The 23,799-nt window shown below is 41.6% G+C and carries 17 protein-coding genes and 2 pseudogenes; 10 read left to right on the top strand and 9 right to left on the bottom strand.

What is annotated here, in order from left to right:
* Positions 1–332: 332 nt before the first annotated feature.
* Complete coding sequence (locus V7K73_RS13865; protein ID WP_334880820.1) at positions 333–836, bottom strand: Csu type fimbrial protein; 504 nt, start codon at positions 834–836, stop codon at positions 333–335.
* 658 nt (positions 837–1,494) lie between these two features.
* Between V7K73_RS13865 and V7K73_RS13860 the strand changes: the two genes are divergently transcribed.
* Both V7K73_RS13860 and V7K73_RS13855 read left to right on the top strand, forming a co-directional pair.
* The gene (locus V7K73_RS13860) at positions 1,495–2,958 is read left to right on the top strand and encodes a sensor histidine kinase (RefSeq protein WP_334880818.1); all 1,464 of its coding nucleotides are present in this window, start codon (positions 1,495–1,497) and stop codon (positions 2,956–2,958) included.
* Between the two features lie 321 nt (positions 2,959–3,279).
* Entirely contained in the window at positions 3,280–4,005 is a 726-nt protein-coding gene (locus V7K73_RS13855) for a hypothetical protein (RefSeq protein ID WP_334880816.1), read from the top strand.
* Between the two features lie 100 nt (positions 4,006–4,105).
* Here V7K73_RS13855 and V7K73_RS13850 read toward each other — a convergent pair.
* Positions 4,106–4,222: pseudogene (locus tag V7K73_RS13850) on the bottom strand (tetratricopeptide repeat protein); the annotation flags it as partial.
* 139 nt (positions 4,223–4,361) lie between these two features.
* Complete coding sequence (locus tag V7K73_RS13845; RefSeq protein ID WP_334880812.1) at positions 4,362–4,991, bottom strand: sigma-70 family RNA polymerase sigma factor; 630 nt, start codon at positions 4,989–4,991, stop codon at positions 4,362–4,364.
* Positions 4,992–5,187: 196 nt separating this feature from the next.
* Here V7K73_RS13845 and V7K73_RS13840 point away from each other — a divergent pair, with 196 nt between their 5' ends.
* The 3 genes from V7K73_RS13840 to V7K73_RS13830 all read left to right on the top strand — a co-directional run bounded on the left by V7K73_RS13840 (position 5,188) and on the right by V7K73_RS13830 (position 8,407).
* Complete coding sequence (locus V7K73_RS13840; protein WP_334880811.1) at positions 5,188–5,784, top strand: glyoxalase-like domain protein; 597 nt, start codon at positions 5,188–5,190, stop codon at positions 5,782–5,784.
* Positions 5,785–6,531: 747 nt separating this feature from the next.
* Positions 6,532–7,452: a bestrophin family protein gene (locus V7K73_RS13835; protein WP_334880809.1), complete on the top strand. Its 921-nt coding sequence runs from the start codon at positions 6,532–6,534 to the stop codon at positions 7,450–7,452.
* Positions 7,453–7,570: 118 nt separating this feature from the next.
* A complete protein-coding gene (locus tag V7K73_RS13830) occupies positions 7,571–8,407 on the top strand; it encodes an alpha/beta fold hydrolase (RefSeq protein WP_334880824.1) in 837 nt (278 codons plus the stop codon).
* Positions 8,408–8,558: 151 nt separating this feature from the next.
* Here the strand turns inward: V7K73_RS13830 and V7K73_RS13825 are convergent, their stop codons facing one another.
* Positions 8,559–8,717, bottom strand: a complete 159-nt coding sequence (locus V7K73_RS13825) for a hypothetical protein (RefSeq protein WP_334880807.1) — start codon at positions 8,715–8,717, stop codon at positions 8,559–8,561.
* On the opposite strand from V7K73_RS13825, the gene V7K73_RS13820 reads away from it, so the two are divergent.
* Both V7K73_RS13820 and V7K73_RS13815 read left to right on the top strand, forming a co-directional pair.
* The gene (locus V7K73_RS13820) at positions 8,716–10,434 is read left to right on the top strand and encodes a serine/threonine protein kinase (RefSeq protein ID WP_334880805.1); all 1,719 of its coding nucleotides are present in this window, start codon (positions 8,716–8,718) and stop codon (positions 10,432–10,434) included. The genes V7K73_RS13825 and V7K73_RS13820 overlap by 2 nt on opposite strands.
* Position 10,435: 1 nt before the next feature.
* Positions 10,436–10,525, top strand: a pseudogene (locus V7K73_RS13815) (transposase); the annotation flags it as partial.
* A gap of 314 nt (positions 10,526–10,839) precedes the next feature.
* Here V7K73_RS13815 and V7K73_RS13810 read toward each other — a convergent pair.
* The 4 genes from V7K73_RS13810 to V7K73_RS13795 all read right to left on the bottom strand — a co-directional run bounded on the left by V7K73_RS13810 (position 10,840) and on the right by V7K73_RS13795 (position 15,766).
* Complete coding sequence (locus tag V7K73_RS13810) at positions 10,840–11,628, bottom strand: ABC transporter permease (RefSeq protein ID WP_334880803.1); 789 nt, start codon at positions 11,626–11,628, stop codon at positions 10,840–10,842.
* Positions 11,629–11,673: 45 nt separating this feature from the next.
* Positions 11,674–12,654, bottom strand: coding sequence for an ABC transporter ATP-binding protein (locus V7K73_RS13805; RefSeq protein WP_334880801.1), 981 nt, complete (start codon positions 12,652–12,654; stop codon positions 11,674–11,676).
* A gap of 130 nt (positions 12,655–12,784) precedes the next feature.
* Positions 12,785–14,431 carry an ABC1 kinase family protein gene (locus V7K73_RS13800; protein ID WP_334880799.1) on the bottom strand — a complete coding sequence of 549 codons (1,647 nt, stop codon included), beginning with the start codon at positions 14,429–14,431 and terminating at the stop codon, positions 12,785–12,787.
* Between the two features lie 213 nt (positions 14,432–14,644).
* Positions 14,645–15,766: a mannose-1-phosphate guanylyltransferase gene (locus V7K73_RS13795; RefSeq protein WP_334880798.1), complete on the bottom strand. Its 1,122-nt coding sequence runs from the start codon at positions 15,764–15,766 to the stop codon at positions 14,645–14,647.
* A 115-nt stretch (positions 15,767–15,881) separates the two neighbouring features.
* Between V7K73_RS13795 and V7K73_RS13790 the strand changes: the two genes are divergently transcribed.
* Together V7K73_RS13790 and V7K73_RS13785 are read left to right on the top strand one after the other, a co-directional pair.
* The gene (locus V7K73_RS13790) at positions 15,882–17,399 is read left to right on the top strand and encodes an LCP family protein (protein WP_334880796.1); all 1,518 of its coding nucleotides are present in this window, start codon (positions 15,882–15,884) and stop codon (positions 17,397–17,399) included.
* Positions 17,400–17,644: 245 nt separating this feature from the next.
* A complete protein-coding gene (locus tag V7K73_RS13785) occupies positions 17,645–18,151 on the top strand; it encodes a pentapeptide repeat-containing protein (protein ID WP_334880794.1) in 507 nt (168 codons plus the stop codon).
* A gap of 139 nt (positions 18,152–18,290) precedes the next feature.
* On the opposite strand, the gene V7K73_RS13780 is transcribed toward V7K73_RS13785, so the two are convergent.
* Positions 18,291–21,308 carry a GAF domain-containing sensor histidine kinase gene (locus tag V7K73_RS13780; RefSeq protein WP_334880792.1) on the bottom strand — a complete coding sequence of 1,006 codons (3,018 nt, stop codon included), beginning with the start codon at positions 21,306–21,308 and terminating at the stop codon, positions 18,291–18,293.
* A gap of 829 nt (positions 21,309–22,137) precedes the next feature.
* Between V7K73_RS13780 and murJ the strand changes: the two genes are divergently transcribed.
* Entirely contained in the window at positions 22,138–23,742 is a 1,605-nt protein-coding gene (gene murJ, locus V7K73_RS13775) for a murein biosynthesis integral membrane protein MurJ (RefSeq protein ID WP_334880790.1), read from the top strand.
* The last annotated feature ends 57 nt before the right edge of the window (positions 23,743–23,799 follow it).

The raw sequence follows: 23,799 nt of genomic DNA, 5'->3' as shown, positions 1-23,799 counted from the left end.
TTGGTGAAAATTGTAAGGCTAATATCCCCGACTTCTCCAAGAAGTCGGGGATATAATTGTTCACAAATGATTTAGGCTTGCTATATTAATTATTGTTTAAGCCCTTTATGTCTGCGTTCTTCAAATGCCCCTTCTTTTTATTTCAGGAAGCCATTAAATTTGATGGCTCCACAACTTAGGCTTAAATTCATTAAAACTAATGTAATCAGGGCTTTTGATTTTTATCTAAACTAAAGTGACAAAAGCTGTTGATGGGTAAGCACTGCGATGAAAGGAAAAATTATGTTTTCTTTCGAGAATGCTGACACTAGAGTATCTGAAAGTATTTGATGTTAATATGTGACGGTAGCTACTACAGTATCCGTGTAACTTCCTATAGGAACATTTTGACCTGCAACCATTTTGCCATAAACTGTATTACTTACAGGTGTACCTGTTCCAGTAACTGCTACACCTGTTGTGTTTTCCCAAACAGTTGTACGAGCTGAATCTGAGTACAGGCTGTACGATAAGTAATTGCTTCCACTCATAGCGCGACGTAAAGGAACAGCATCAGTAGAACCAGTATCGGCGTTGCTACCCTGCCCTAAAGTAATCACAACAGAAGAACCATTAGTACAAGTTGTTGCTACACTACCAGTTCCATTTAAATCAGTACTCGCGTTAGCACCTATTGGGTCATAGTTGCCAAAAGCTACGGGAGTGGTAGAGATTGTGCAATTAGCAGTAACCAAAGCTGAGACACCAAGGTTAGAAGTCGCTGTACCTGCCATTGCGGGAGCAGCTGAACTAGCAATTAACAAAACAGAAGCTAAAGCAAAACGACGTAACATCATATAGTTAATTCTCCAAATAGTTGATGTGTTTGCTAAAAAATTGGCATGTATCGTTAATACCGTGTCCCTTGAATTGATAGCAGCCAAACCTAACTCTTCAGAACTTGTTCTGAACTGAGATAAAGTGTGGCTTTTACGGGGTAGACTGACAGAAAATTAAAAGTATCTGACACGGCATCAACTAGAAATCTTGGTTATTGTTTGCATGAAGCAATGTAATCAAAGATACGAGTTTTACGACAAGATGAGTTCAGTAAAAATCCTGAAAATTATAATACAATTTAGAAACAACCTATTAGTAATATTAACCAAATACCTTTTTAAATATAAGTAAAACTAATAAAATAACCCACATAGAGAAACAATCTCAGCGCTTATGTTTGCTTCATTGTGCAACTATGTTTGCTTCATTGTGCAACTATTGGAGACACTCCCGCGATCTTTCTATTCGCAATGACATGGTGTAATTAATTTTGCACCATTACTTAACGAAAGCCATCTCAAGACGACTGGTGAAAGGTTATAGTCCGTTAAAACTTAAATCTTACAGCAGTGTCAATTAGCACCATCGGCTGCCTATCAAGCAAAATCAAATCATTAAAAGTAAAAAACTGATCTATTTTTCTAACCGGATAAATAAACAATGGAGTGAAAAAATATGTTTCAAGCTACTCGTCGTCGTCTTGCCCTTTGGTATACTACTGTCACTGCTGTATTACTACTACTGTTTGCCAGTGGGGTTTATTTATACGTCCGTAGTACACTGATTGAACGGATTGATGATACCCTTAACCATGTAGTAGAAATAGTAGAGCGTTGTCTCACAACAAGCCCCTGTGCATCTAAGCTCATATTTGAACCAATTAATGCTGATGCAGATAAATTTCGCATTAATGTAGAAGCCAGTTTTCGTGGCAATACCGACACCGTAGAAGATGACCACATCGACCTAGAATGGTTTAGTCCGACTGGTGAATTACTTTGGTCTACGCTATCCGAACCCTTAAATATTCCCATTCATGCCAACCGCACTGGTGAAACTGTGCGCGTAGTTAAGGGAGAGAAAGAAAAAGGCAAAGATGATAAATACCCCACTCAAAACTCAGCACTCTTATTGCGACAAGTGACACAACGAGTGGAAGTCGGGCGGCAAGTATTAGGATATCTGCGTGTTAGTCATCCCTGGTTTGAAGTAACTAAACCCAGCCGCCAATTAATTTTTGATTTGGCGCTAGGTATTGGGTTAATGGTGTTTTCTGTGGGAGCAAGTGGCTGGTTTCTTTCGGGTAAAGCGATGGAACCTGTAGGCGAGTCTTATCAACGCCTCAAACAATTTACTGCTGATGCTTCTCACGAACTTAGAAGTCCGATTACTTTGATTCAAACTAATGTGCAAGTCGCCCTTGCTGACTTGGATTTAGCAGAGACAGAAGCGATTAATTCTTTGCAGTATCGGCAACAATTAAAGGTGGTAGAACGATTAACACAGCGTTTGGGTAAGTTAGTTAATGACTTACTGTTTTTAGCACGACAGGATAGTGGTATTAGCAAAGATATTTTTTCACCTTGTCCGCTAGATGCCTTGTTGATGGAAGTGGTTGAAGAACAACAATTGTTAGTCCCTGAAAAAAAAATCGCTCTTTCTCTAGACTTAGTTGATCCTCCCGCTTCGGAAACTAGCCCGGAATTACTGGAAAATTGGTTTACCGTTGTGGGCAATTGGGATCAACTGGTGCGGCTGTTCACAAATTTGATTGCTAACGCTTTGCATTACACTCCAGCAGGTGGACGGGTAAAAGTCGAATTGGCGCGGATAGAGGGAATAAATCGCGTTTCTGGACTACGTTATACCAGCGCCCAGTTGCAAGTTAAAGTGAGTGATACCGGAGTTGGAATTCCAGCAGAAGCACTACCACGCTTATTTGACCGTTTTTATCGGGTAGATCCGGCACGGACTCATACAACTGGGAATACAGCTACAGCCAGCGCTACTGGTTCAGGATTGGGATTAGCGATCGCTCAAGCTATTGTCGAACATCACCAGGGTCATATTCAAGTTGAAAGCACTCAAGGCATTGGCACTACGTTCACTATCACTTTACCAATAACCCTTGAGTCTTAATTCGGTAAGAAATATTTGTTTCCTGTGACAGATGTAGACAAGTGAATTTATTTACTAATGTATATAGCAACAGCTGCAATATTTAGCAATCAAATTGGTTACTAACATCATATTTATTGATTAATTTTGTCAAACTTTAGAATGAGATATTATGTCTGCTTATCTCTTATTTTTGAACCTCTAGTTAGAGATAAAAAACCTACTGAGTTGTTAAAATTTAGATGTATTCAGCATAAATCAGCCGTTAATTAAATTTACTGTTTGAGAAACTTTTCTTTTAAAGAAAGACAAATTGAATTGTATCAGGAGTTAAAAAGGAATATGAAGTTTCAAAATTTTCGCAAGTCTGCTGAGTTATTTGGCGCTATATGCGGTGGATTACTAATCGCTCTGCCAGCAATTCCTCAAGCATTAGCTCAACAATCAGTAGCACAACAATCTACTCCCAAGATTAACCCCTGTCCTAGAATCTTCTACGAAGAACCACATAATAGTCAGGTTGTCGTACCGCAGGGATGTCCTCCCAATGCGCTAACTAAAAGACTAGCTGCTCAAGGGGTTCTTCCTACCTCTGCTACGCCATCACCAGAGCAAACAACATTGGGTGTAGGTGGTGAAGCTCCAGCCCCAAGTGTCAGTTCACAACGCCCAGTTTCTAGCGATCAAACTCAACAACCTTCAACAGGGGCGGTTTCTAGTGACCAACAACTACTACAACCACGGCAAACCCCCAGCACTACGATCGCACTGGCAAATAATAGAGTTAATGTTAGGTTGGTAAATGATACTGCGGCTAATGTAACCTATCAAGTGATTGGCGATACGGCACCGCGATCGCTACAAGGTAAATCTTATGTAACACTGCAAGGTCTACGGGTACCAGTAACAGTGACATTTGAACGACAAGATGGTGGACAGTTGATAGTAACTCCACAACCCTCTTCAGAATCAGGAAGTTTAGAAGTTAAATTTAAGGAAGCCACGAATGCAGCACAGGGTAGAAGTGCTATGAGAATCGAACGAAACGGTTCAGTATTCTTGAATTAATAAACCTGTGTTCGATGAACCTCTCCCTGACTTGAACTACAGCACAAATTCATCCCTCTCCGTATCGGAGAGGGATGAATTTGTGCTGTAAAAGCTATTCCTACTTGCGCTGAAACATTTTAGTTAACTGATTTTGCAATTGCACTTCTTGTTTACTATCTTCTAATGTTCGCGCCAATAGAATCGCCCTTTCGTAAAAATTCCGGGCAGTTAGAATTAAGCCTACCTTTTGCCTGGGGAATACAAGCCGTTGTTTCATAAAAATTACCCCTAAAGTTGCGGGTTTAAGTAAAAGGTCTAAGGAAAAGTTTTAATTTTTTAATTGAAGATAAGCAATATACGCATTTACACTTAAACTATGATTGCAGTAAATCTTCCCCAAAGTAGATATAGCGAATATCTGCGGGTAATTTGTCCTCTAGCATACGATAGCCTTCCTGGAGAAAATTGGCTACAACGCTAGGGGCGATCGCTTCTCCTTCGGCTTGTAGATAGGCGGCGATTCTAGTTTCGCTCCAGTGGAAAGTTTGAGTCATTAACACGATTAATCGCAAAACTGGTGGTAATTGGTCTAACGCCTGTTCTACATAGCACCATAGCGGCGGCGAAGTCGCTTGCAGAGAATAATGAATTGCTTCTGTGGGTGGTAGCTTAATCTCATTAATACAGAAAGCTGTCATATTAATTAACCAATTTTGCATGGTTAAGGTTTCTTGTCCTGATTCAGAGGTGCTTAAATTTAGTCCACCGAGTTCGTAGTAGATATGCCGCCAGGTGAGGGCAAACAGATAATCGGCCTGCACAGGCGATCGCGCCGAATGCCGAATTAAGGTATACACTATGGGACTATAGCGGCAAAAAATCACCGTAAAGTACTTTCCGGCATCTGGATTGCTCTGAAACAGAGTCAGTAGTTCATGGTCGCTATGATGGAACAGCGACTTCACCAGGGGGTGATTAGCTTCCGGAAAATGAGGAATTTGCATAAGCCTTTCGATTGATAGTTGTTAAAATAGTTTTGGGAATTGCACTCCGGTAGTTAATCGCATAATATCTTGGTGTTGCCCAGTTTGTAGCCCAAACTTAGACTACTAGAATATTGATAAACTAGAAACAAAGACTTAATTTTAGTCTTAATCGACAATCATAAAATCGGCTCTCTTATAGAATCCTTATTTGTTCATGGTTATAGCAGTTAGTGTGATATCGTTCCTCCTCAGTCCCCTTACCTTAGGCTCCTTTCTGCCTTCCCTGCCCCTAGATAGCCTATTCTCCACTCAAGGGATTATGGTGATGCTGCTAGCAGCTTACGCTGGCGCAATGTGGATGTTCCTCACCAGTGCGCCAAAAGTACACACTGTAATGGTGTCGGATTTGGAGATTGCCCGACAGTTGTATGAGGGGCTGCTAGATTTGCCAGCAGCTGAGGTGCCATTGCACTACTACTACAACTACGAACAAACTATCGGCGCAACTGGCATTGATCCACTATATATGTCTACTGGGCCGAGCTTGTCTAGCAAAATGATGAATAATGGCAACGATGGGCTGTGGTATCAATTGAAGAAAAACACCCAGCTACATGTGATTACTGGAGCGAGTTTAGGTAGCAAGAATCAGCAACGCCACGTTTGTTTTGATCACGACTGCCTGGAAATGATTTTAATGCGAGTCGAAGTGCGCGGTTTGAAATTCAAGATTCGCAACCAGAAGCCCCTAAATTTTTTGGTCAAGGACTATGAAGGGCGGGTGATTGAAGTGGCTGAAGTAGCGAATTAGTCGTTAAATTTTAGATTATTTTAGCTTGGGTGGGGTGCGATCGTCGCTCCACCCAATATTTTTTAAGTAGCTAGGTGTAAATAAATCAAAATTTGTAGTGACGACTTTAGTCCTGATAAACCTTGCTATGAGCGATCAATCGCTCACTACAAACCTTTATATGACTTACGCATTAACAATTGAACAAATTCAAACAAAAAGTCAATACGCTGGGGAGCAAGCCTCCCCTACCTCAGAGGATTGTAACAGAAGGTAAGCTGTTCCACAAATAAAGTTGCATATACTGCGCGGGGTTTCCTGCCCACCCCACAAGAGTTATAGCGGTTCCCATTCAGATGCGGTACAACATTATATCGCCAGGTGTAGGGGCATGGCAGTGCCATGCCCTTACCAATGTACCTCACATAAACGAGAACCGCTAAGTAGCTAGGCAAGATAAAACCAAACTATGTAACGAAAAGTAAAATCTCTATATTTGCCTCGTAGTTGCGCTTTAGCGCTAAAGCGCAACTACGAGCGAGTGATGATTATTTGCGCCCACTTACTTATATATTTAATAAGGGTTATGCAAGCTTATTTGTTTTTTAGTTTAGCATATACTCAATTAGCGCCAGCATATCTTGTGATCTTCGCAACAGTATTTCTTACAGTATGCTCTTTGCCAATTGTGCTATTACTATAGTTATTAATTTTAAAGTATAGATATTTTATCTATCGGTTCACTAAATATTCTCTTAGGGTGACTGCATGATAGCCGAAAAACTCACATGGCTACGCACAAAATTGCAACTTAAAGGTTCGGTTCTTAAAGCAATTTATAAACATATTTTATGGTGCGGAGCTTTCGGATTTGTTATTTCTATACTTTACCATTTTGATTTGCCTGTTTCCCAACCTATTTTAGGAAATGTTATTCCTAGTATTGTTTTAGGTTTGTTACTTGTATTTCGTACTAATACTGCTTATGAGCGATTTTGGGAAGGGAGAAAATGCTGGGGTTCTCTAGTAAATAACACCCGAAATCTGGCACGGCAAATTTGGGTATCAATTGACGAAATTTCTCCAGAAGATAAAGAGAATAAAATTACAGCATTAAATTTATTGGTAGCTTTTGCTGTGACAACTAAATTACATTTGCGGGGAGAAGGAGTCAATAGCGAGTTAGAGGATTTAATGCCATCTAGTAAGTATATAAAACTGAAAATTATGAATAATCCCCCCATAGAGGTTGCCTTTTGGATAGGAGATTATTTACAGCAGCAGTATCATCGCAATTGCCTTAATAGTTACCAGTTAACATCTATGCAAGAGTTATTGAATAATCTTGTGGATAATTTAGGTGCTTGTGAACGGATTTTAAAAACACCTATGCCATTAGCTTATGCGATTCATCTTAAGCAATTATTATTACTATATTGTTTACTGTTCCCATTTCAAATAGTGCATAGTCTGGGTTGGTGGACAGGTTTAATTGCTGCTTTCGTTGGTTTTACAGTATTTGGTATTGAAGCCATCGGCTTGGAGATAGAAAACCCCTTTGGTTACGACCCTAACGACTTACCTCTAGATGCGATTTGCGAGACAATGAAACGCAATATTGACGATTTAATTACTCTGACTCCAAATGCGCGATCGCATCCAAGTAATTTGACCTATGAGAAAAGTTGATATTGGGAATAAATTACAAGGCTTTGTTACCGCTGTCAAGTCGCATCTGGTCGCGTCCATCTTCTTTCGCAGTAATATATAAACGCGAAACTATCTCTTCATTGGTGGCTGTGCAATGATGCCTGTACGTCAAACATTATCAAAGCCTGATATTCAACTTTCTTACTTAGAGTGGAACCAAGGTCAAGAACCTTTACTACTGTTACACGGATTAGGCGACCATGCTCTAGTGTGGTCTAGTTTAGGAGATTACCTAGCAGCAGACTACCACATAGTTGCACCAGATATGCGCGGACATGGGCAAAGTAGTAAGCCTGAGAAAGATTATAGCTTTGAAAGTGCGATCGCAGACCTCGAAGCACTAATGGATCATCTCGGATGGACATCTGCCCATATTGTCAGCCACTCGTGGACAGGCAAATTAGCTGCCATCTGGGCAAGGCAAAACCCAAAGCGTTTGCGGAGTATAATTCTAGTCGATCCAATTTTCATCTGGAAAATGCCCAGCCTTTTCAGGGTAACTTTTCCCATGTTGTATCGCTTCTTGCCTTTTCTCAAAAGCATGGGACCCTTTGCCAGTTATGAAGAAGCTGAACAACAAGCACAGCAGTTAAAGCAATATCAAGGATGGAGTTCCTTACAACAGCAAGTCTTCCAAGCCGGAATAGAACAAAAACTCGATGGTAGTTGGGGCAGCAAATTTACTATAGCCGCCCGCGACGGAATTTTTGAAGCAGTAATGCAAGTGCCTGGTTTTACAATCCCCCTTCACACCCCCGCCATCTTTGTTCAGCCAGAACAAGGATTGAATCGCCAAGATTGGCAAATCGAACCCTACAAAACCTATCTCAAAAACTTACGCATCTGCCAAGTTCCTGGCAACCATTGGCCGTTTTTGACCCAACCAGAGGCATTTAACCAAACTGTAGCAGCTTTCTTAGCAGAACACAGATAGAAAACTCATGATTATTTGGACGGGATTATCATACAGCAACAGAAGAATTAATAGTAGGACTTACGCAAAAAACCTCTCAAACTCTTATTCCTCGTGTCGCGCCAGTTGCTTCAAGTCTCTTAACCGCAAGGGCGCACTGGCTTCTCTGCGCCTAATAAGGTTCGATTTTCCGCAAGTCCTGAATAGGAACGATGTCTAGGGGCATTGGGCATTGGGTTATTCCCCCATCTCCCCCATCTCCCCCATCTCCCTCATCTCCCCCATCTCCCTCATCTCCCCCATCTCCCTCATCTCCCCACTCCCCACTCATGAGCCTTTGTATCAATCCCGTTTGCCCTAAACCAAATCACCCGGATAATCATCAAAACCGCTTTTGTCAAAGTTGTGGTTCCCATTTGGAATTGCTAGGGCGTTATCGCGTGACGAGCCTGTTGAGTGACAAAACAGGATTTAGTAAAGTTTATGAAGCTTATGAACAAGATACCCCTAAAATTCTCAAAATACTCAAAGAGGATTTATCAGGCGACGCCAAAGCAGTAGAACTATTTCAGCAAGAAGTAACCGTATTAGGACACTTCTTGCATTCCGGCATTCCCAAACAGGATAGTTACTTCCAATATCAAACCCGAAATGGTTTAGTGTTGCATTGCATTGCAATGGAAAAAATCGGTGGATACAACTTAGAGCAGTGGTTAAAACAGCAGCAGAATTATCCTATTTCGCAGGAACAAGCTGTAGCTTGGTTAAAACAATTGGTAGAAATTTTGGATTTAGTGCATAGTAAACAGTACCTGCATCGAGATATTAAGCCATCTAATATCATGATTCGCTCCCCCCTTGCGAAGGGCTGGGGGGACTTGGTACTAATTGATTTTGGCACCGCCACTGAAATTGATAGAGCCTACCCAGACAAACTCAACAACGGTGACGGGATGACAGCACTGATGTCATCTGGCTACAGCGCCCCAGAACAAATGAATGCTCAAGCAGTACCCCAATCAGATTTCTTTGCCTTGGGGCGCACATTTGTATTTTTACTCACGGGATACCATCCTTTAGATATGTATGATATGCAGCAAAATTTATTGCACTGGCAAAATCATGCTATGCATATCTCACCCTTACTATTGAATTTAATTGATTGGCTCATAGCACCGGATATAGAAAAGCGCCCTGCCAATACTCAGCAAATTTTACAACGCTTAGAAGAAATTGAAACCAAGCTAACAGAAACTAATGAAAATATTGATTTAATAGGGGATTATAATATTGAGCAATTGCCACCACCTATTACTAAAACTTCATTTACTCCACAGAAAAAGCCAGAAGAAGTACCACTACTAAAATTTTTTGCAGCATTGCTAGTGATATTAGGATTACTTAGTATAGTAGCCTTAGCAACGCGGACACCCAAATTTTCTGTCATGCAAAATTACGGACAATCCCCAGAAAAAAAAGGTCAAATTGATTATTTTCCTTATAAAGAAGGTAGGGATAGCCAGGGAAAAGTAGCGGAGTTTAATATAGCTGTTTTATCAAGAGAATATAAATGGCTTTTAGGTAGCAATTTTCAAATTAAATATAATGATGAAATTATTAGTCTAGACCTTTTAAAGTTGAGCTTACAACAAGAAGGTATACAGAATATAATGCAAGACCCTAGTGAGATTATTTCTGTAGGCATTTCTTGTAAAGGTAATATAGAAGTTCAACAGCGAATGGCTCTAGAACGTTCTAAACAAATACAATTTTTAGTAAAAAATTTATTTATTAATACACCAAGCATCAAAGGTTATCGCATATTAAACTTGGGACAATTTCAAGAAAGTGATTGTCAGGCAAATCAGGATTTAACTAAATATCAGAGAAGTATTATAATCATTGGTGTTAAAAAACAATCACCAGGTGTAATTCTTGATGAAGCACTACGGGATAGGTTAGAGAAGAAGCCTTTTGCTGATTTTAAGTTAGAAGATTATTCTTTGGGGACGGCAGAAAAGTTTAAGACAATATCGAGTAATTTATAAAATCTCTATTCTCAAAGGAGGTGCAGAAGAATCCACTGTGCAACGGGCATTACAAATTCTCTGCGCTGATGAGCAATTGAGCCAGTTAGAAATTAAACCACGCCTATCTTGAAACCTATAAGCTAAAAAACAAATAAGCTTGCATAATCCTTATTAAATATAACTCTTGTGGGGTGGGCAGGAAAGGCCGCCCAGTATATGCAAGTTTATTTGTGGAACAGCTTAGTTCTTCCATGATGAAAAGGATTTGCCCTCATCCCCCAACCCCGAATCCCAAATCTGGGATTCGGGGAGCCAGAATTTCAAACTTACAACAGCACTCTTCATTAAAAAACAAAATTGACGAACGCATAAAGCGTGCCGGAGGCTCTATTACGAATTACGAATTACGAATTACGAATTATTTTAAGCTCCCATCCCAGAGTACCGCTTCAAACCCGCACGCCAAAGAAAGCGATTCGCACCCAAAAACACTAATATCCATCCCACCATTGACCCAAATCCTTGCCCTATATGCACAGGTAGCCCTACCAAAAGACTCGCAGGAAAATTAATCAAATAGGGAAAAGGCGTAAACATCACTATTTTCTGCACAGGTTCTGGAAAGACCTCTAAAGGTGCTATCAAACCAGATAAAAATAAATAAAACAACAACCAAAAATTTTCTAAAGCGCTAGCCCGTTCTGTCCAAAAGGCGAACATGGCAAAGGTGTACTGAATAGTAAACCGCAAAACAAAAGCTAGCACCACCGCCAATGTAAACAGCAAAAATCTACTCAAAGTTGGCAACCAAAAAGCTTGGGGATAAAGAATAAAAAATAATCCCACTAATAGAAAAGCAAACGTTAGCCGAGCAAATCTTTCAGAAATATGACGCGCAACATGATGCCATACTGGGTCGAGTGGTTGTAGCAACTTGGGCGAAAGCTTGCCTTCCACTACCTCTGTTTCAAAGTCCCAAATTACCCAAACAACTGTTAATTGCCTAATGACAAAAACTGTGATGAAGTAACGAGCAAAATCCACAGGTGATAGCCCAAACTGCCCGCCTTGTGCTGCCTGTATCCAGATACCCATAAGGATAATCGGCAAAGACCCAGCCAAAACCCATAATATTAGTTCTGCTCGATACTCAAGCATGTAGGCGTAGTATACTGACAGTAAAGTTAAGGCTTTTCTGATTATTCGCTTCATTTATTCACTTACCGCTACAAAAATTACCCACTTACTCAGCACTAACTATACAACACCTGCCTGAAATACTCGTCCAATTACTTCCTCTACAGGCGGTTCGGTAACTGTTAAATCAATTACCTCCAAATCCGTCAAAATCTTAGAAACGGTGCGGGTGAGCGCCTCTCTAGATACCATAAAATGCACCGATCGCCCTTCTAGGAGTTGCACATCACCATAGGTCATAAGTTTTTCTCTCGGTAGAGGTTGGGCTAACTCTATATGGACTTCTCGGTATGGAGCAAAACGTTTTAGTAGTCCATCTAAAGTACCGTCATACATCAGCCTTCCCTCGTGAATCAACAGCACTCGTTGACATAAAGCTGTGATATCAGCCATGTAATGACTCGTCAACAGCACTGTAGCTTGATAACGCTGATTGTAGTCGCGTAAAAAATCGCGCACCGCCACCTGAGCATTTACATCTAGTCCCAGCGTTGGTTCATCTAGGAATAATACGTGAGGACGGTGCAAAAGTGCTGCTAGCAATTCCGCCTTCATTCGTTCACCCAAAGATAGCTTCCGTACTGCTTGGGTAAGTTTGCCTTCTAGCGAAAGCATCTCTGTTAGTTCTCCCACCCGTCGTTGAAACTCTTTATCAGAGATGTTGTATACAGCAGCATTAATTCTCAAAGAATCCAGCGCTGGTAAGTCCCAAATTAACTGCTGCTTTTGCCCCATTACCAAGGTAATTTTTTGCAAAAATGCTTCTTTGCGATGAAACGGAGTTTGTCCAGCAACTTTGACTGTACCGCTAGAAGGATGAATCAGCCCCGTGAGCATTTTGAGTGTGGTAGTTTTACCAGCACCATTTGGCCCTAAAAACCCCACTATTTCACCAGGGGCAATTTCAAAGGAAACATCCTGAACTGCTTTAATTGAGCGGTAGGTGCGGCGAAAAAAGTGGTTTATTGTACCTTTAATACCCGGACTTTTAACTGCGACTGGATAAGATTTACTCAGGTTTTCAGCAATGATGATTGACATAGTTTTTTATATTAGAAATTAAATTTTAGATTTTAGACTTTCCTGCGGAACGCTACGCGAACGGCATGAGCGCTCAGTCGAACGCTTTTTCCTTCAATCCAAAATCCAAAATTCAAAATCTAAAATGGTTTTACCGTAAACGTCCCGATCGCAATGTACTAATAATTAACCACAAACCCAATAAACTGGCGACGGCAAACAGGCTAGTGCTTAAAAAAGATAGCTGTGTTGTCTGCGCTCTGGTGGATATAATTGCTGCACCCATAATCAGTGAACCCACTAATATACTAAAAGATAGTCGGTTCGCTGCATCGTCCATAGTGCGCCGCACGCCATCTAACCCCCGCAGCGATAAATTCCACTGTAAGGTTTCTGATGTAACTCGGTCTAATAACAGTTCTATTTGGCGGGGAGATTGGAGAGACAGACTTTTAATATCTAATGCTGTTCTCAGGAGCGATCGCACTGGATTATCGCCTAATAACTGCCGCCGAAACAAGTCTGTAATTAATGGTTTAACTTCATCAAAAAAGTTAAGCTCCGGGTTGAATGTCCGCGCTACACCTTCTAAATTCGCCAGGGTTTTGGCATACAAACCCATATTACTCGGCAACCTAATTTTATTGTTGCGGGCAACTTGTAAAACTTCATAAATTATCTGACTGAAGTTGATTTGGGTTAGGCTGACATTATGATATTTTCGCAACATGCGATCGTAATCATTTTCTAAGCGCGACAAAATTACTGGTTGAGCAGAATCTGAGAGTTGCAAAGTTAATTGAGCGCACCTTTGAGCATCTAAATCAACGATCGCTAACAACATCTCTGTTAATATCTGCTGTGTGCGCGGATCAAGTCTTCCTACCATGCCACAGTCTAAGAGGGCAACACGACCATCTTTGAGATAAAATAAGTTCCCTGGATGCGGATCTGCGTGAAAAAAGCCATCAATATATAGTTGCTGAAAAAATACCCGAAATAACAAAGTAGTTATTTCTTTACGCTCTACAGCAGGGTCTTTACCATTATTGTTGTTGTCCAAATCCGCCGATAAAAATGGTACCCCATCCAGCCATTCCATCACCAGTAATTTTGCTGTGGTCAATTCCCAGTTAATTTCCGCAACTACTATTTGTGTGGGATCGTACCAGCGACTTTTAGATAAGTTGCGCCGCAGTTGATCTGTAAAACCCGCTTCTCGGGTAAAATCTAACTCGGCTTCTAGAGCTTTGGTAAATTCTTCGGCGATGGATTTGATTTCGTAGGTTTGCCCAAACTCAGTTCGCGCCACTAAATCGGCAATACCTTGAATTAAAGCAATATCTTGGGCAATAGTCAAATCAATTCCCGGACGTTGCACTTTCAAAGCGACTTCTCGACCGTCTATTAATGTAGCGCGATGTGTCTGAGCAATTGATCCTGCTGCTACAGGAATCGGGTTAACTGTGCTGAAGGTTTCTGCTAGTGGAAGTTTTAATTCTTTACGGAGGATTATTTCTATCTGTGACCAAGGAACAGCCGGTACTTCGTCTTGTAGAGTTGACAGTTCCTCAATATAGGCGGCGTTTAGTAAATCGGGACGGGTAGAAAGTAGCTGACCAAGTTTAACATAAACTGGCCCCAAGTCTACCAGGATATTTTTTAAAACCGCAGGTGTAGGTAGCTGGGGTTCATCAGCTTTACCACCAGTAAGTAACCTTCGCATATAGTCCCAGCCATTGCGAAGGAATACTTCAAGAATTTCTCGTTGACGGGGAACAGTTTGGGTAAGGAACATTTTTGAGGTGGGGATTGGGGAGGTGGGGGGTGGGGAGTGGGGAGTAGGGAGTAAGAATTTTAGATTTTAGATTTTGGATTTTGGATTAAATTTGAATCTAAAATCGTCAATCCAAAATCTAAAATTGAATTGCCCAATGCCTGATTCGCAATTCCCAAAGTCAAGTTATAATGGGAAAATAGGCTTTTTCGCCTCTACCAAGGGTTTTAACTTTTATAGCAGGTCGGTAAATCGGGGATCGCTTTGGAGAATTTTGAGGATCTGCTTGATTTCCTGGGTACGTTCTTTTTTAACAACGAGGGTGACATTGCGATCGCGCACAATCACCACGTCCTCTAAACCAATTGTAACAACTACATCCTCTGGATTTGAGGCGTAAATAATCGCCCCGTGCGTATCTAGCCCTACGTGCGTAGCAAGTTCTACATTGGGAGTCCCTTCTGTCTTGAGTAAGCGTTCGATCGCATTCCAATCTCCTAAATCATCCCAACCAAAATCAACTGGCAAAACGTATGCTAGAGTTGTTTTTTCCATTAGCGCATAGTCTATACTCTTCTTAGGCAACTGGGGATAGATATCAGGGCCATGTTGTTCTAAAGGTTCGATAATTTCTGGCGCATGGGTATGTAGTTCTTTGAGAACAACCCCTGCCCGAAAAACGAACATGCCACTATTCCAGCTAAAGCGTCCCGTAGATAAAAAAGTCTCTGCCGTTTCCCGGTTGGGCTTTTCTGTAAAGCGGTTGACGTGATAAGCTGGCAACTCATTAAAGCTACCTATTTTTTCACCTTGTTCAATGTAACCGTAACCGGTTGATGGAAAAGTAGGCTTGATCCCCAGTGTAACGATCGCTGCTGTGCTTGCTGCTAGTTGCGTAGCCGCGCTTAATGTGTGTGCAAACGCCTCTTGGTCAGCAATCCAGTGGTCAGCAGGGAAAAAGCCAATAACAGCGTCTTCTCCATAGCGTTGTTTGATTTCTAAACTTGTCCAAGCAACGGCGGCGGCGGTGTCTCTTCCTTCCGACTCAATCAATAAGTTTTGAGATGGTAGATGGGGTAATTGTTGTCTTACCCCTTCAGCTATCTGACTAGAAGTAATTACCCACAAGGAATCCCACCCCCAAGGGGTTCGCCAGTCGCCAGTCGCGGGAGAGTTTCTTGCAGCGCTAGACTCACCGCCACCGAGTTCAATCAATCGATCGGCGGTTGCTTGTAATAAACTTCTAGAGCTACCATCAAGACTTAAAAATTGCTTGGGTCGGTTTTTGCGACTCAGAGGCCAAAAACGTTCACCTTTACCACCAGCAAGGATTACGGGGAACAATAAAGTATTCATGTTGTCATACAGGCTTACCGAAGAACATTACAAGTTTACAGTGAGCTTTTCCACTGGCAATATTTGTAGCTTGCATTAACATACTTTTAGGGAGTGGTTGAGTGGGGAGATAATTGTGATAAAACAAGTCGAATGGTCAGAAAATCCGTTGACATCTCAGCAAGTTGTAGAATTTGAACCTGAGGTGAAACCGCAGCAACTTCAACGAACAGAAAATCAAGTAACAGCTTCACCAGTACAGGATTTAGAGGAGGAGGTAGAACTAAACCCGCTAGCGAATCCCAACCGTAGTGTTGTCGAATCAGTGGGCGCAATTCCCAATCAGCTTTATGAGAGACTGGGCTTAACCATGCCTCGATGGCTGTTGTGGATCTTGACGGTTGTCATCGGCATCATCTTATCTGGACTACTGGTATCAACTTTAGCGCTGTGGACTCCGTTGTGGAGCAATCTAGATCGAACAGATGAAGATTTAGGAACTACTACTAAAGACGAGGTAAAAATACCACTACCGGGGGAGTTATGGAGCAAACTCTCCCAGTATCAGCTTTCACGACCGATGAATATTTTAATTATGGGGATTGAACCAGTTAACGGTACTGTTGACGGTTCACCAGAAAGCTTTGCTGGGAAAAGCGACACCATGCTGCTGGTACGACTTAACCCTAGTGACAAATCTGTACGGGTGCTTTCGATTCCCAAAGATACGATGATCGCCATTCCAGAAAAGGGAGAAAAGGGATTAACTAAGGTATCTGATGCCAATGCCAAAGGCGGCCCAGTCTTGGCAGCACGGGTAGTTAGCCGTACCTTAAACAATGCCCCAATCGATCGCTACATCCGTATTTCTACCAGTGGATTACGGCAGTTAGTCGATCAGTTAGGCGGAGTAGAGGTTTTTGTTCCCCAATCAATGGAATATAAAGACTCTAGCAGTCGGCTGTCGATTAATTTAGTCAGTGGCTGGCAAACCCTCAACGGCGAACAAGCAGAACAGTTTGTCCGATTCCGGGAACCAGGTTTGGGAGATTTGCCGAGAGTGCAGCGTCAGCAAGCACTAATAGCAGCCCTGCTGCAACGCTTAAATAGTCCTACCGTCTTACCCAGGTTGCCTCAATTAACTCGCTTGATGCGAAAATACTTTGATAGCAACCTGAAGATGGAAGAAATGATGGCGTTGGTGAATTTCGGCCTCAACTTAGATCGGGATAATTTCCAAATGACCGTGTTGCCTGGTACTTTTAGCCGTTTTAGCAAAGACCCTGATAGCTATTGGCTAAATATGACTGGACAACAAAGCCTGTTGAATGATTATGTTGGGGTAAATGTCCCTGGTCTGAAACCAGATATGCGTCAGGTTCCTAACCTCAAAATTGCTATTCAAAATGCTTCCAATCAACCTCAGTTAACTGAAAAAGTTATTGCTTATCTGAAACACAAAGGCTTTACTAATATTTACAAAGTACCTGATTGGCCAGATACCCAACGTCAAACTCAGATTGTTGTCCAAAAAGGCAACCGACAAGTTGGAGTTGATTTGCAAAAAGTCTTAGGCTTGGGTCAAATTGAGGTAGCGGCGATTGGTGATTTAGAATCTGATCTCACAATTCGGATTGGTAAAGATTGGAAATAGCTAAGAGTCATTAGTAATTAGTCATTAGAACTCTTGCATAAATCAAACAATTTGAACCTCACCCCGCCAAAGCTACGCTTTGTCTCCCCTCCCCGATACTTTGGGGAGGGGTGTTAGGGACTTTTGCAAGAGGTCTATTGTTCACTAACAGAGGACAAATGACAAAGCGCAAAGTCTGAGCGCCGGCTTCCGGCGATCAGAACTTTGTAAGAGAGGACTAATGACAAAAGATAAATAATAAAGTTATGAAAAAGATTTTACTGCGCTTTTTTGGTTTGATTGTGATTTTGATACTCGCCTTTTTCTGGTTAATACTTAATCCCAAACCGGCATTTGCTCAAATAAATACAATCAATTACAACAATATAAATTTAGAAAATCGTGACTTTTCTCATGCTGATTTGGCAGGTGTGACTTTTGTCGCAGCAGAAATGCGGGGAACTAATTTTCAAGGAGCAAATTTAACTAACGCAATTCTCACTAAAGGAGTTTTGTTAAAAGCAAATTTGGAAGGAGCGAACTTGAGCGGCGCTTTAGTCGATCGCGTCACGATGGATGGTGCTAACCTGAAAAATGCCATTTTTACAGAAGCAACTTTGACTCGGAGCCGTTTTTACGATGCCGAAATTACAGGCGCTGATTTTACAGACGCTTTAATTGACCGTTATCAAGTGTCGCTAATGTGTGAAAGAGCCGATGGGGTAAATCCGGTTACGGGTATGTCAACGCGAGATAGTTTAGGTTGTCGATAGTAGGTTGGATTGAGGAACGAAACCCAACATATTGCAAGGTTTGTTGGGTAACACGAATCAACCCAACCTCCAACTATTCTTAACTTTTGAATGCGTGACTTTTGAATGCGTGACACTCGCCTTGCGGTATCAGTCGCTTCTAATTAGCACTGGGAATTTCAATTAAAAACTCTGTTCCTTCTCCTGCTTTTGAGGAACATTTAATCTGACCATGATGTTTTTCAACTATTATTTGATGGCTGATAGATAACCCTAACCCCGTACCTTTACCTGGGGCTTTGGTAGTGAAGAAGGGGTCGAACATGTGCGATCGCACCTCTTCTGGAATCCCCAAACCATTATCAGCTATTCTAATTACAATCTGATTATTGACAGCTTGCGTAGTAATCCAGATAGTTAAGGGTATTGTCGGACACTTTTTAGATAACTTCAAATACCTTTGCTGTATAGTTTTAAATTTTTCCTCTAATGCATCAATACTGTTACTTACAAGATTCATAAATACTTGATTTAATTGCGCTGGATAGCATTCGAGCAAAGGTAACGTAGCATATTTTTTAACAATCTCAATACCTGGGCGTTCATTATTGTTTTTGAGCCGATGCCCTAAGATTAACAAAGTACTATCCAATCCTTGATGAATGTCTACTGGCTTCAATTCAGCCTCATCTGTACGAGAGAAGTTTCGCAATGATAGGACAATCTCACGAATCCGCTCTGTTCCTACTTTCATTGAATCAAGAGTTTTGGGTAAATCTTCCATCATAAAGTCCAAATCATTCTTGTCAATTTCTTCTTGAACAGTTGGCAATAGGGAGGAATTTTGACGGTAAAGTTTCACTACATTTAGCAGTTCTTGAGTGTATTCATTTAAATGTATGAGATTGCCAAAAATAAAACTGACAGGATTATTTATTTCATGAGCAACCCCAGCAAGTAGTTGCCCTAATCCTGCCATTTTTTCACCTTGAATTAACCGAGTCTGAGTTTGTTTTAATTCTTGCAGAGCTTGAGTAAGTTCTAAGGTTTGACGTTTAGTTTGTTCGAGTAATTCCGCTTGCTGAATTGCAATTCCCAATTGCACCCCTACTTGAGCTAGTAAATTGATTTCTTCCTCTTTCCAATAACGCGGCTGAGAATTTTGATAAGCAACTAATAATCCCCATAGTTTTTCACCTTCCCGAATTGGAACAAAGGTTTCGTTGCGCGGAAGTTCGTTATCGTCGTCTGTGTCCTCAAAAGTTTCTATAATCATTGGTTGAGCTTGTACAACAGGTTTCCAACCATCTTTAAAAGAATCTGCGACAAATTTACCACTCCAATCTGAGTTGAAGCGGTAGATTGCAACTCGCTCGACTTGGAGCAACTCTCGCACAGCTTGAGTAGTCGTTCTAAAAATAGTTTTAATATCGAGTGACTGGCGGATTTTATCAATGGTTGCAGCCAGCAATTCCTGCCGTTCCATTGCTTTCTCCCGTTCAGTAGCTTCTGCTAACTGGACAACCTGCATTTGAACTTGCTTTAAATAAGAATCCTGTTTTAATGCGACTGCCAATTGCTCGGCTATTTGACTGGCAAATTCAACTTCAGAGGGTTGCCAGTGACGAGGAGCATTGCATTGGTGAATACATAGCAATCCCCAAAGTTCACCTTTTTTTAATAGAGGTGCGATCAGATTTGCCCGCACTTTAAATTTTTCTAAAATTTGAATGTAGCAACCTGGAAACTTTTCTTGATAAATATCAGCGATCGCATTTACTCGACCTTGCGCGTAAAGGGATGCAAAGTTTTTACCGAAGCAATAATCATAAACTTTTTCTGTGATTACCGAGTTACACTCAGGTACAAAATCCTCAGAAATAAATTCTCCTTCCCAATTTTTTTGAGGGTCAAAACGAAAGACTGCCACTCTGTCTGCTTGCAGCATTTGCCGTACCTCAGTGACAGTAGTTTGCAGGATTGTATCTAAATCTAGGGATTCCCGAATTCGAGTAATTACGCTAGTTAATGTCTTTTGTTGCTCTGCTTGGTACTGAGCGTATGTGAGCAACTTATGGTGTCGTAAGGCTACACCAATTTGTGTACCGATTTTGGTCAGGGATTCGACTTCATAAGATTGCCACTGTCTTGGTGAGGAATTTTGGTAAGCAGCAATGACTCCCCAAAGTTTGTCTCCTTGGAGAATGGGAGCAGTTGCAAAAGCTTTTGCCTGAAATTGCTCTAACAGGATTACATGGCAGTTTGTTAATCCGGCTTGGTAAATGTCATTGGCTGTAAATGTCTGGTTGTGAGCGTAACGTCCACCTTGCGTCTGTTGTAAATAAGTATCAGCGATCGCAGGCTGAACGCCAACTAAAGGAGTCCAGCCTTCTGCAAATGATTCAGCGACGAAGTTACCACTCCAATCGTCATTAAAGCTAAAGATGGCAACTCGATCAGCTTGCAGCAGCTGGCGTATTTCTTGAGTTGTTGTTTTAAAAATGGTTTCAATATCAAGGGGTGAGCGAATTTTATCGACAATCTGAGCAATTACTTGGTCGCGTTGAGCCGCTTGTGCCAATTCTGCGGCTTGCAATTGGACTTCATGGAGATGCTTCGCTTGTTGAATCGCAACGGTAAGATGATCGGCAATTTGACGAATAAACTCAATTTCCGATTCTTTCCAGTCACGAGCCTCACTACACTGATGAATGCAAATCAATCCCCACAGTTCCTTTTGGCGCGATAGAGGGACAACGAGGTTGGCCTGTACTTGAAATTTACTTAAAATTGCAGCATGACAATCACTCAGTCCCGCTTTGTAAATATCTGCTACTGCTTGCACTCTACCTTGTTGATAACTCGAAGCAAATTGGTCTCCAAAGCAGTGGTCGTAAACTTTTACTGCTAGTGCTGAGTCCCAGCCAAGTGCAACATCCTCAGAAACAAATTCTCCTTCCCAGTCTTTTTCTTGGTCAAACTGGAAGACTGCTACCCGATCGGCATTTAGCAATTGACGCACTTGGGTAACGGTAGTTTGAAAAATTGTTTCTAAGTCAAGAGACTCCCGAATTCGGACAATTACACTCGCTAGAGCCTTTTGTTGGTCTAGTTGCTCTTGAAGTTGAGCGCTTGACAAAAGAAGTTGATTTTCCGTGAAATTTGAATTAGGTTCCATTGCTCTGGATTATGTCGTTTAATGATTCCTCATCCCCAACTTCATGGAGTTAAAAAACGTCAAAAATATGACAAACTGCAAATTTTTGCAATGTTCAACAATTTTCCAGAAGATGGTTATTGTTATAGTTCCCCTTTCTTGATCTATCCTCGTAATGGATTAAAAAATAATTTTGGCTTGTAGACAAGAGAGGATATGGTTAAGTTAGTGTTGCCGAAGCAAATCAGAAAAGCAGACCCCTTTAGAGCTTATGGATAAAAGATCCTCCAACCCGCTTCAAAAGTTGGCTGTTCAGATTCACACATTTTTTAGGCTTTTCATTACCAACATTTTTTAAATCTTGGGCTTCGTTGCCATCCCGCCTCGGAATAAATTCCTCTTGCTTATAGCTAAAGTTCTCTGAAGAGGACTAATACAAAGTTTTCAGCCATGTAAGGGACTGACAAGAAATAAATTACTCAAATAAACGAACCACAAGAGACACAGAGAGAAATTGCGTGCGCGAGTTAAGAGCGTTGAGCAAACTTTGGGAGAACACAGAGGAATAAGGAGGAGAAAGTTTTTTCGCCAGTTTTTTGGGTATTTTTTTATTTGTCAGTCCCTAAGACGACTATCAGATATTTTCTTGCCCTACTCCCCCTGCTCACTTTGCGATTTTATTTGGAAGTCCCTTGAGCGATCGTGGCAATACCCGCCGTAGGATACCTAAAGGGCTGTAGGGCGAAAGCATGTAAAATAAGTAATTTGTCAAAATTTACCTGACAGACTACGGGATTTCAGGTTAAATGTTTTAAAGTATGCACTCTGCAAGAGTTGTCGGGTAATATTCGTGACACAACAAGACCAAAAACCCTCTCGTTCTTTCGCTGGAATTGCTGGCATTGTTGCCGCAGCCACATTAATTAGTAAAATCTTCGGTTTAGTGCGGCAGCAAGCGATCGCTGCCGCTTTTGGTGTTGGTGCTGCTGCCACCGCCTATAGTTATGCCTATATTATCCCTGGCTTTCTATTGATATTACTCGGCGGGGTGAATGGACCATTACACAGTGCAGTTGTCAGCGTTTTAGCCAAGCGGCGGCGAGAAGAAGCGGCTCCCCTAGTGGAAACCGTGACAACGCTGGTAGCTGGAGCGCTGTTGGTGGTGACAGTGGCTCAAGTTTTATTTGCGGATGCGATCGTTGATTTAGTTGGTCATGGTTTGGAGGCGACAACCAGAGCGATCGCCATTCAACAACTCCGCATTATGGCACCAATGGCTTTATTTGCCGGTTTAATTGGCATTGGCTTTGGTACTCTCAATACAGCCAATCAATATTGGTTACTCTCCATTAGTCCCTTATTATCTAGTATTACCGTTGTTGTCGGCCTTGGGATTTTGGCTATGCAACTGGGCAAAGATATTATTAAGCCGGAATACGCTTTAATCGGTGGAATGGTTTTAGCTTGGGGAACCTTAGCAGGAGCAGTTCTCCAATGGTTAGTGCAGCTAATTGTCCAGTGGCGATTAGGACTCGGCACATTACGCCTGCGGTTTGATTTTAAATCCCCAGGCGTTCAAGAAGTGATTAAAATCATGACTCCGGCAACAGTTTCTTCTGGAATGATGCCAATTAATGTTGCCACTGACCTTTATTTTGCTAGTCCGATCCCTGGTGCTGCGGCAGGATTTAACTATGGGAATTTATTAGTCCAAACTCCGTTAGGGATTATTTCTAATATCATTTTACTGCCCCTGTTACCGATATTTGCCAGACTTGCCGGCCCCGAAAATTGGCCAGATTTAAAATTACGCATTCGCCAAGGACTGCTACTTACTGCTTTCACCATGCTACCGCTAGGGGCGCTGATGGTGTCGTTATCTGTACCTATTGTGCAGGTGGTATATGAGCGCGGTGCTTTCAAGCCAGAAGCTACACAGCTAGTTTCATCCTTGCTAGTCGCTTATGGAATTGGGATGTTTGCCTATTTGGGACGTGATGTTTTGGTGCGGGTATTCTATGCTTTAGGCGATGGACAGACACCTTTTCGCATCAGTATTTTTAATATTTTGCTCAACATGATATTAGATTGGTTTTTTGTTAAACCTTTTGGCGCTCCCGGTTTGGTGTTAGCAACAGTGGGTGTAAATTGCAGTTCAATGTTGATGCTGTTATGGTTGCTCGATCGCAAGCTGAATGGTTTACCTTGGCGGGAATGGGGTTTGCCGATTTTGGGTTTGACTGCTGGTAGCGTGGTAGGTGGGGTAGCAAGCTATGGGACATTGGTTGTTTCTCAACAATTCTTAGGGAAAACAGGTTTACTGATTCTGATGTTGGAGTTATGTATATCTGGCTTCGTGGGGATTGCAGTGTTTGCTGCGATCGCTTCATCAATGAAAATACCAGAGGTGAATACTTTTATATCTCGTCTACGTCAGCGCTTTTTGAAGAAATAATTGTTATTTGAACATTCCTCCGTCCCGCATTCTTCGTCCATGTAATCATGGGCTATC

This window comes from Nostoc sp. (assembly GCF_036916975.1).
GTDB lineage: Bacteria > Cyanobacteriota > Cyanobacteriia > Cyanobacteriales > Nostocaceae > Nostoc.
This window is presented reverse-complemented; position numbering and strand designations above follow the sequence as displayed.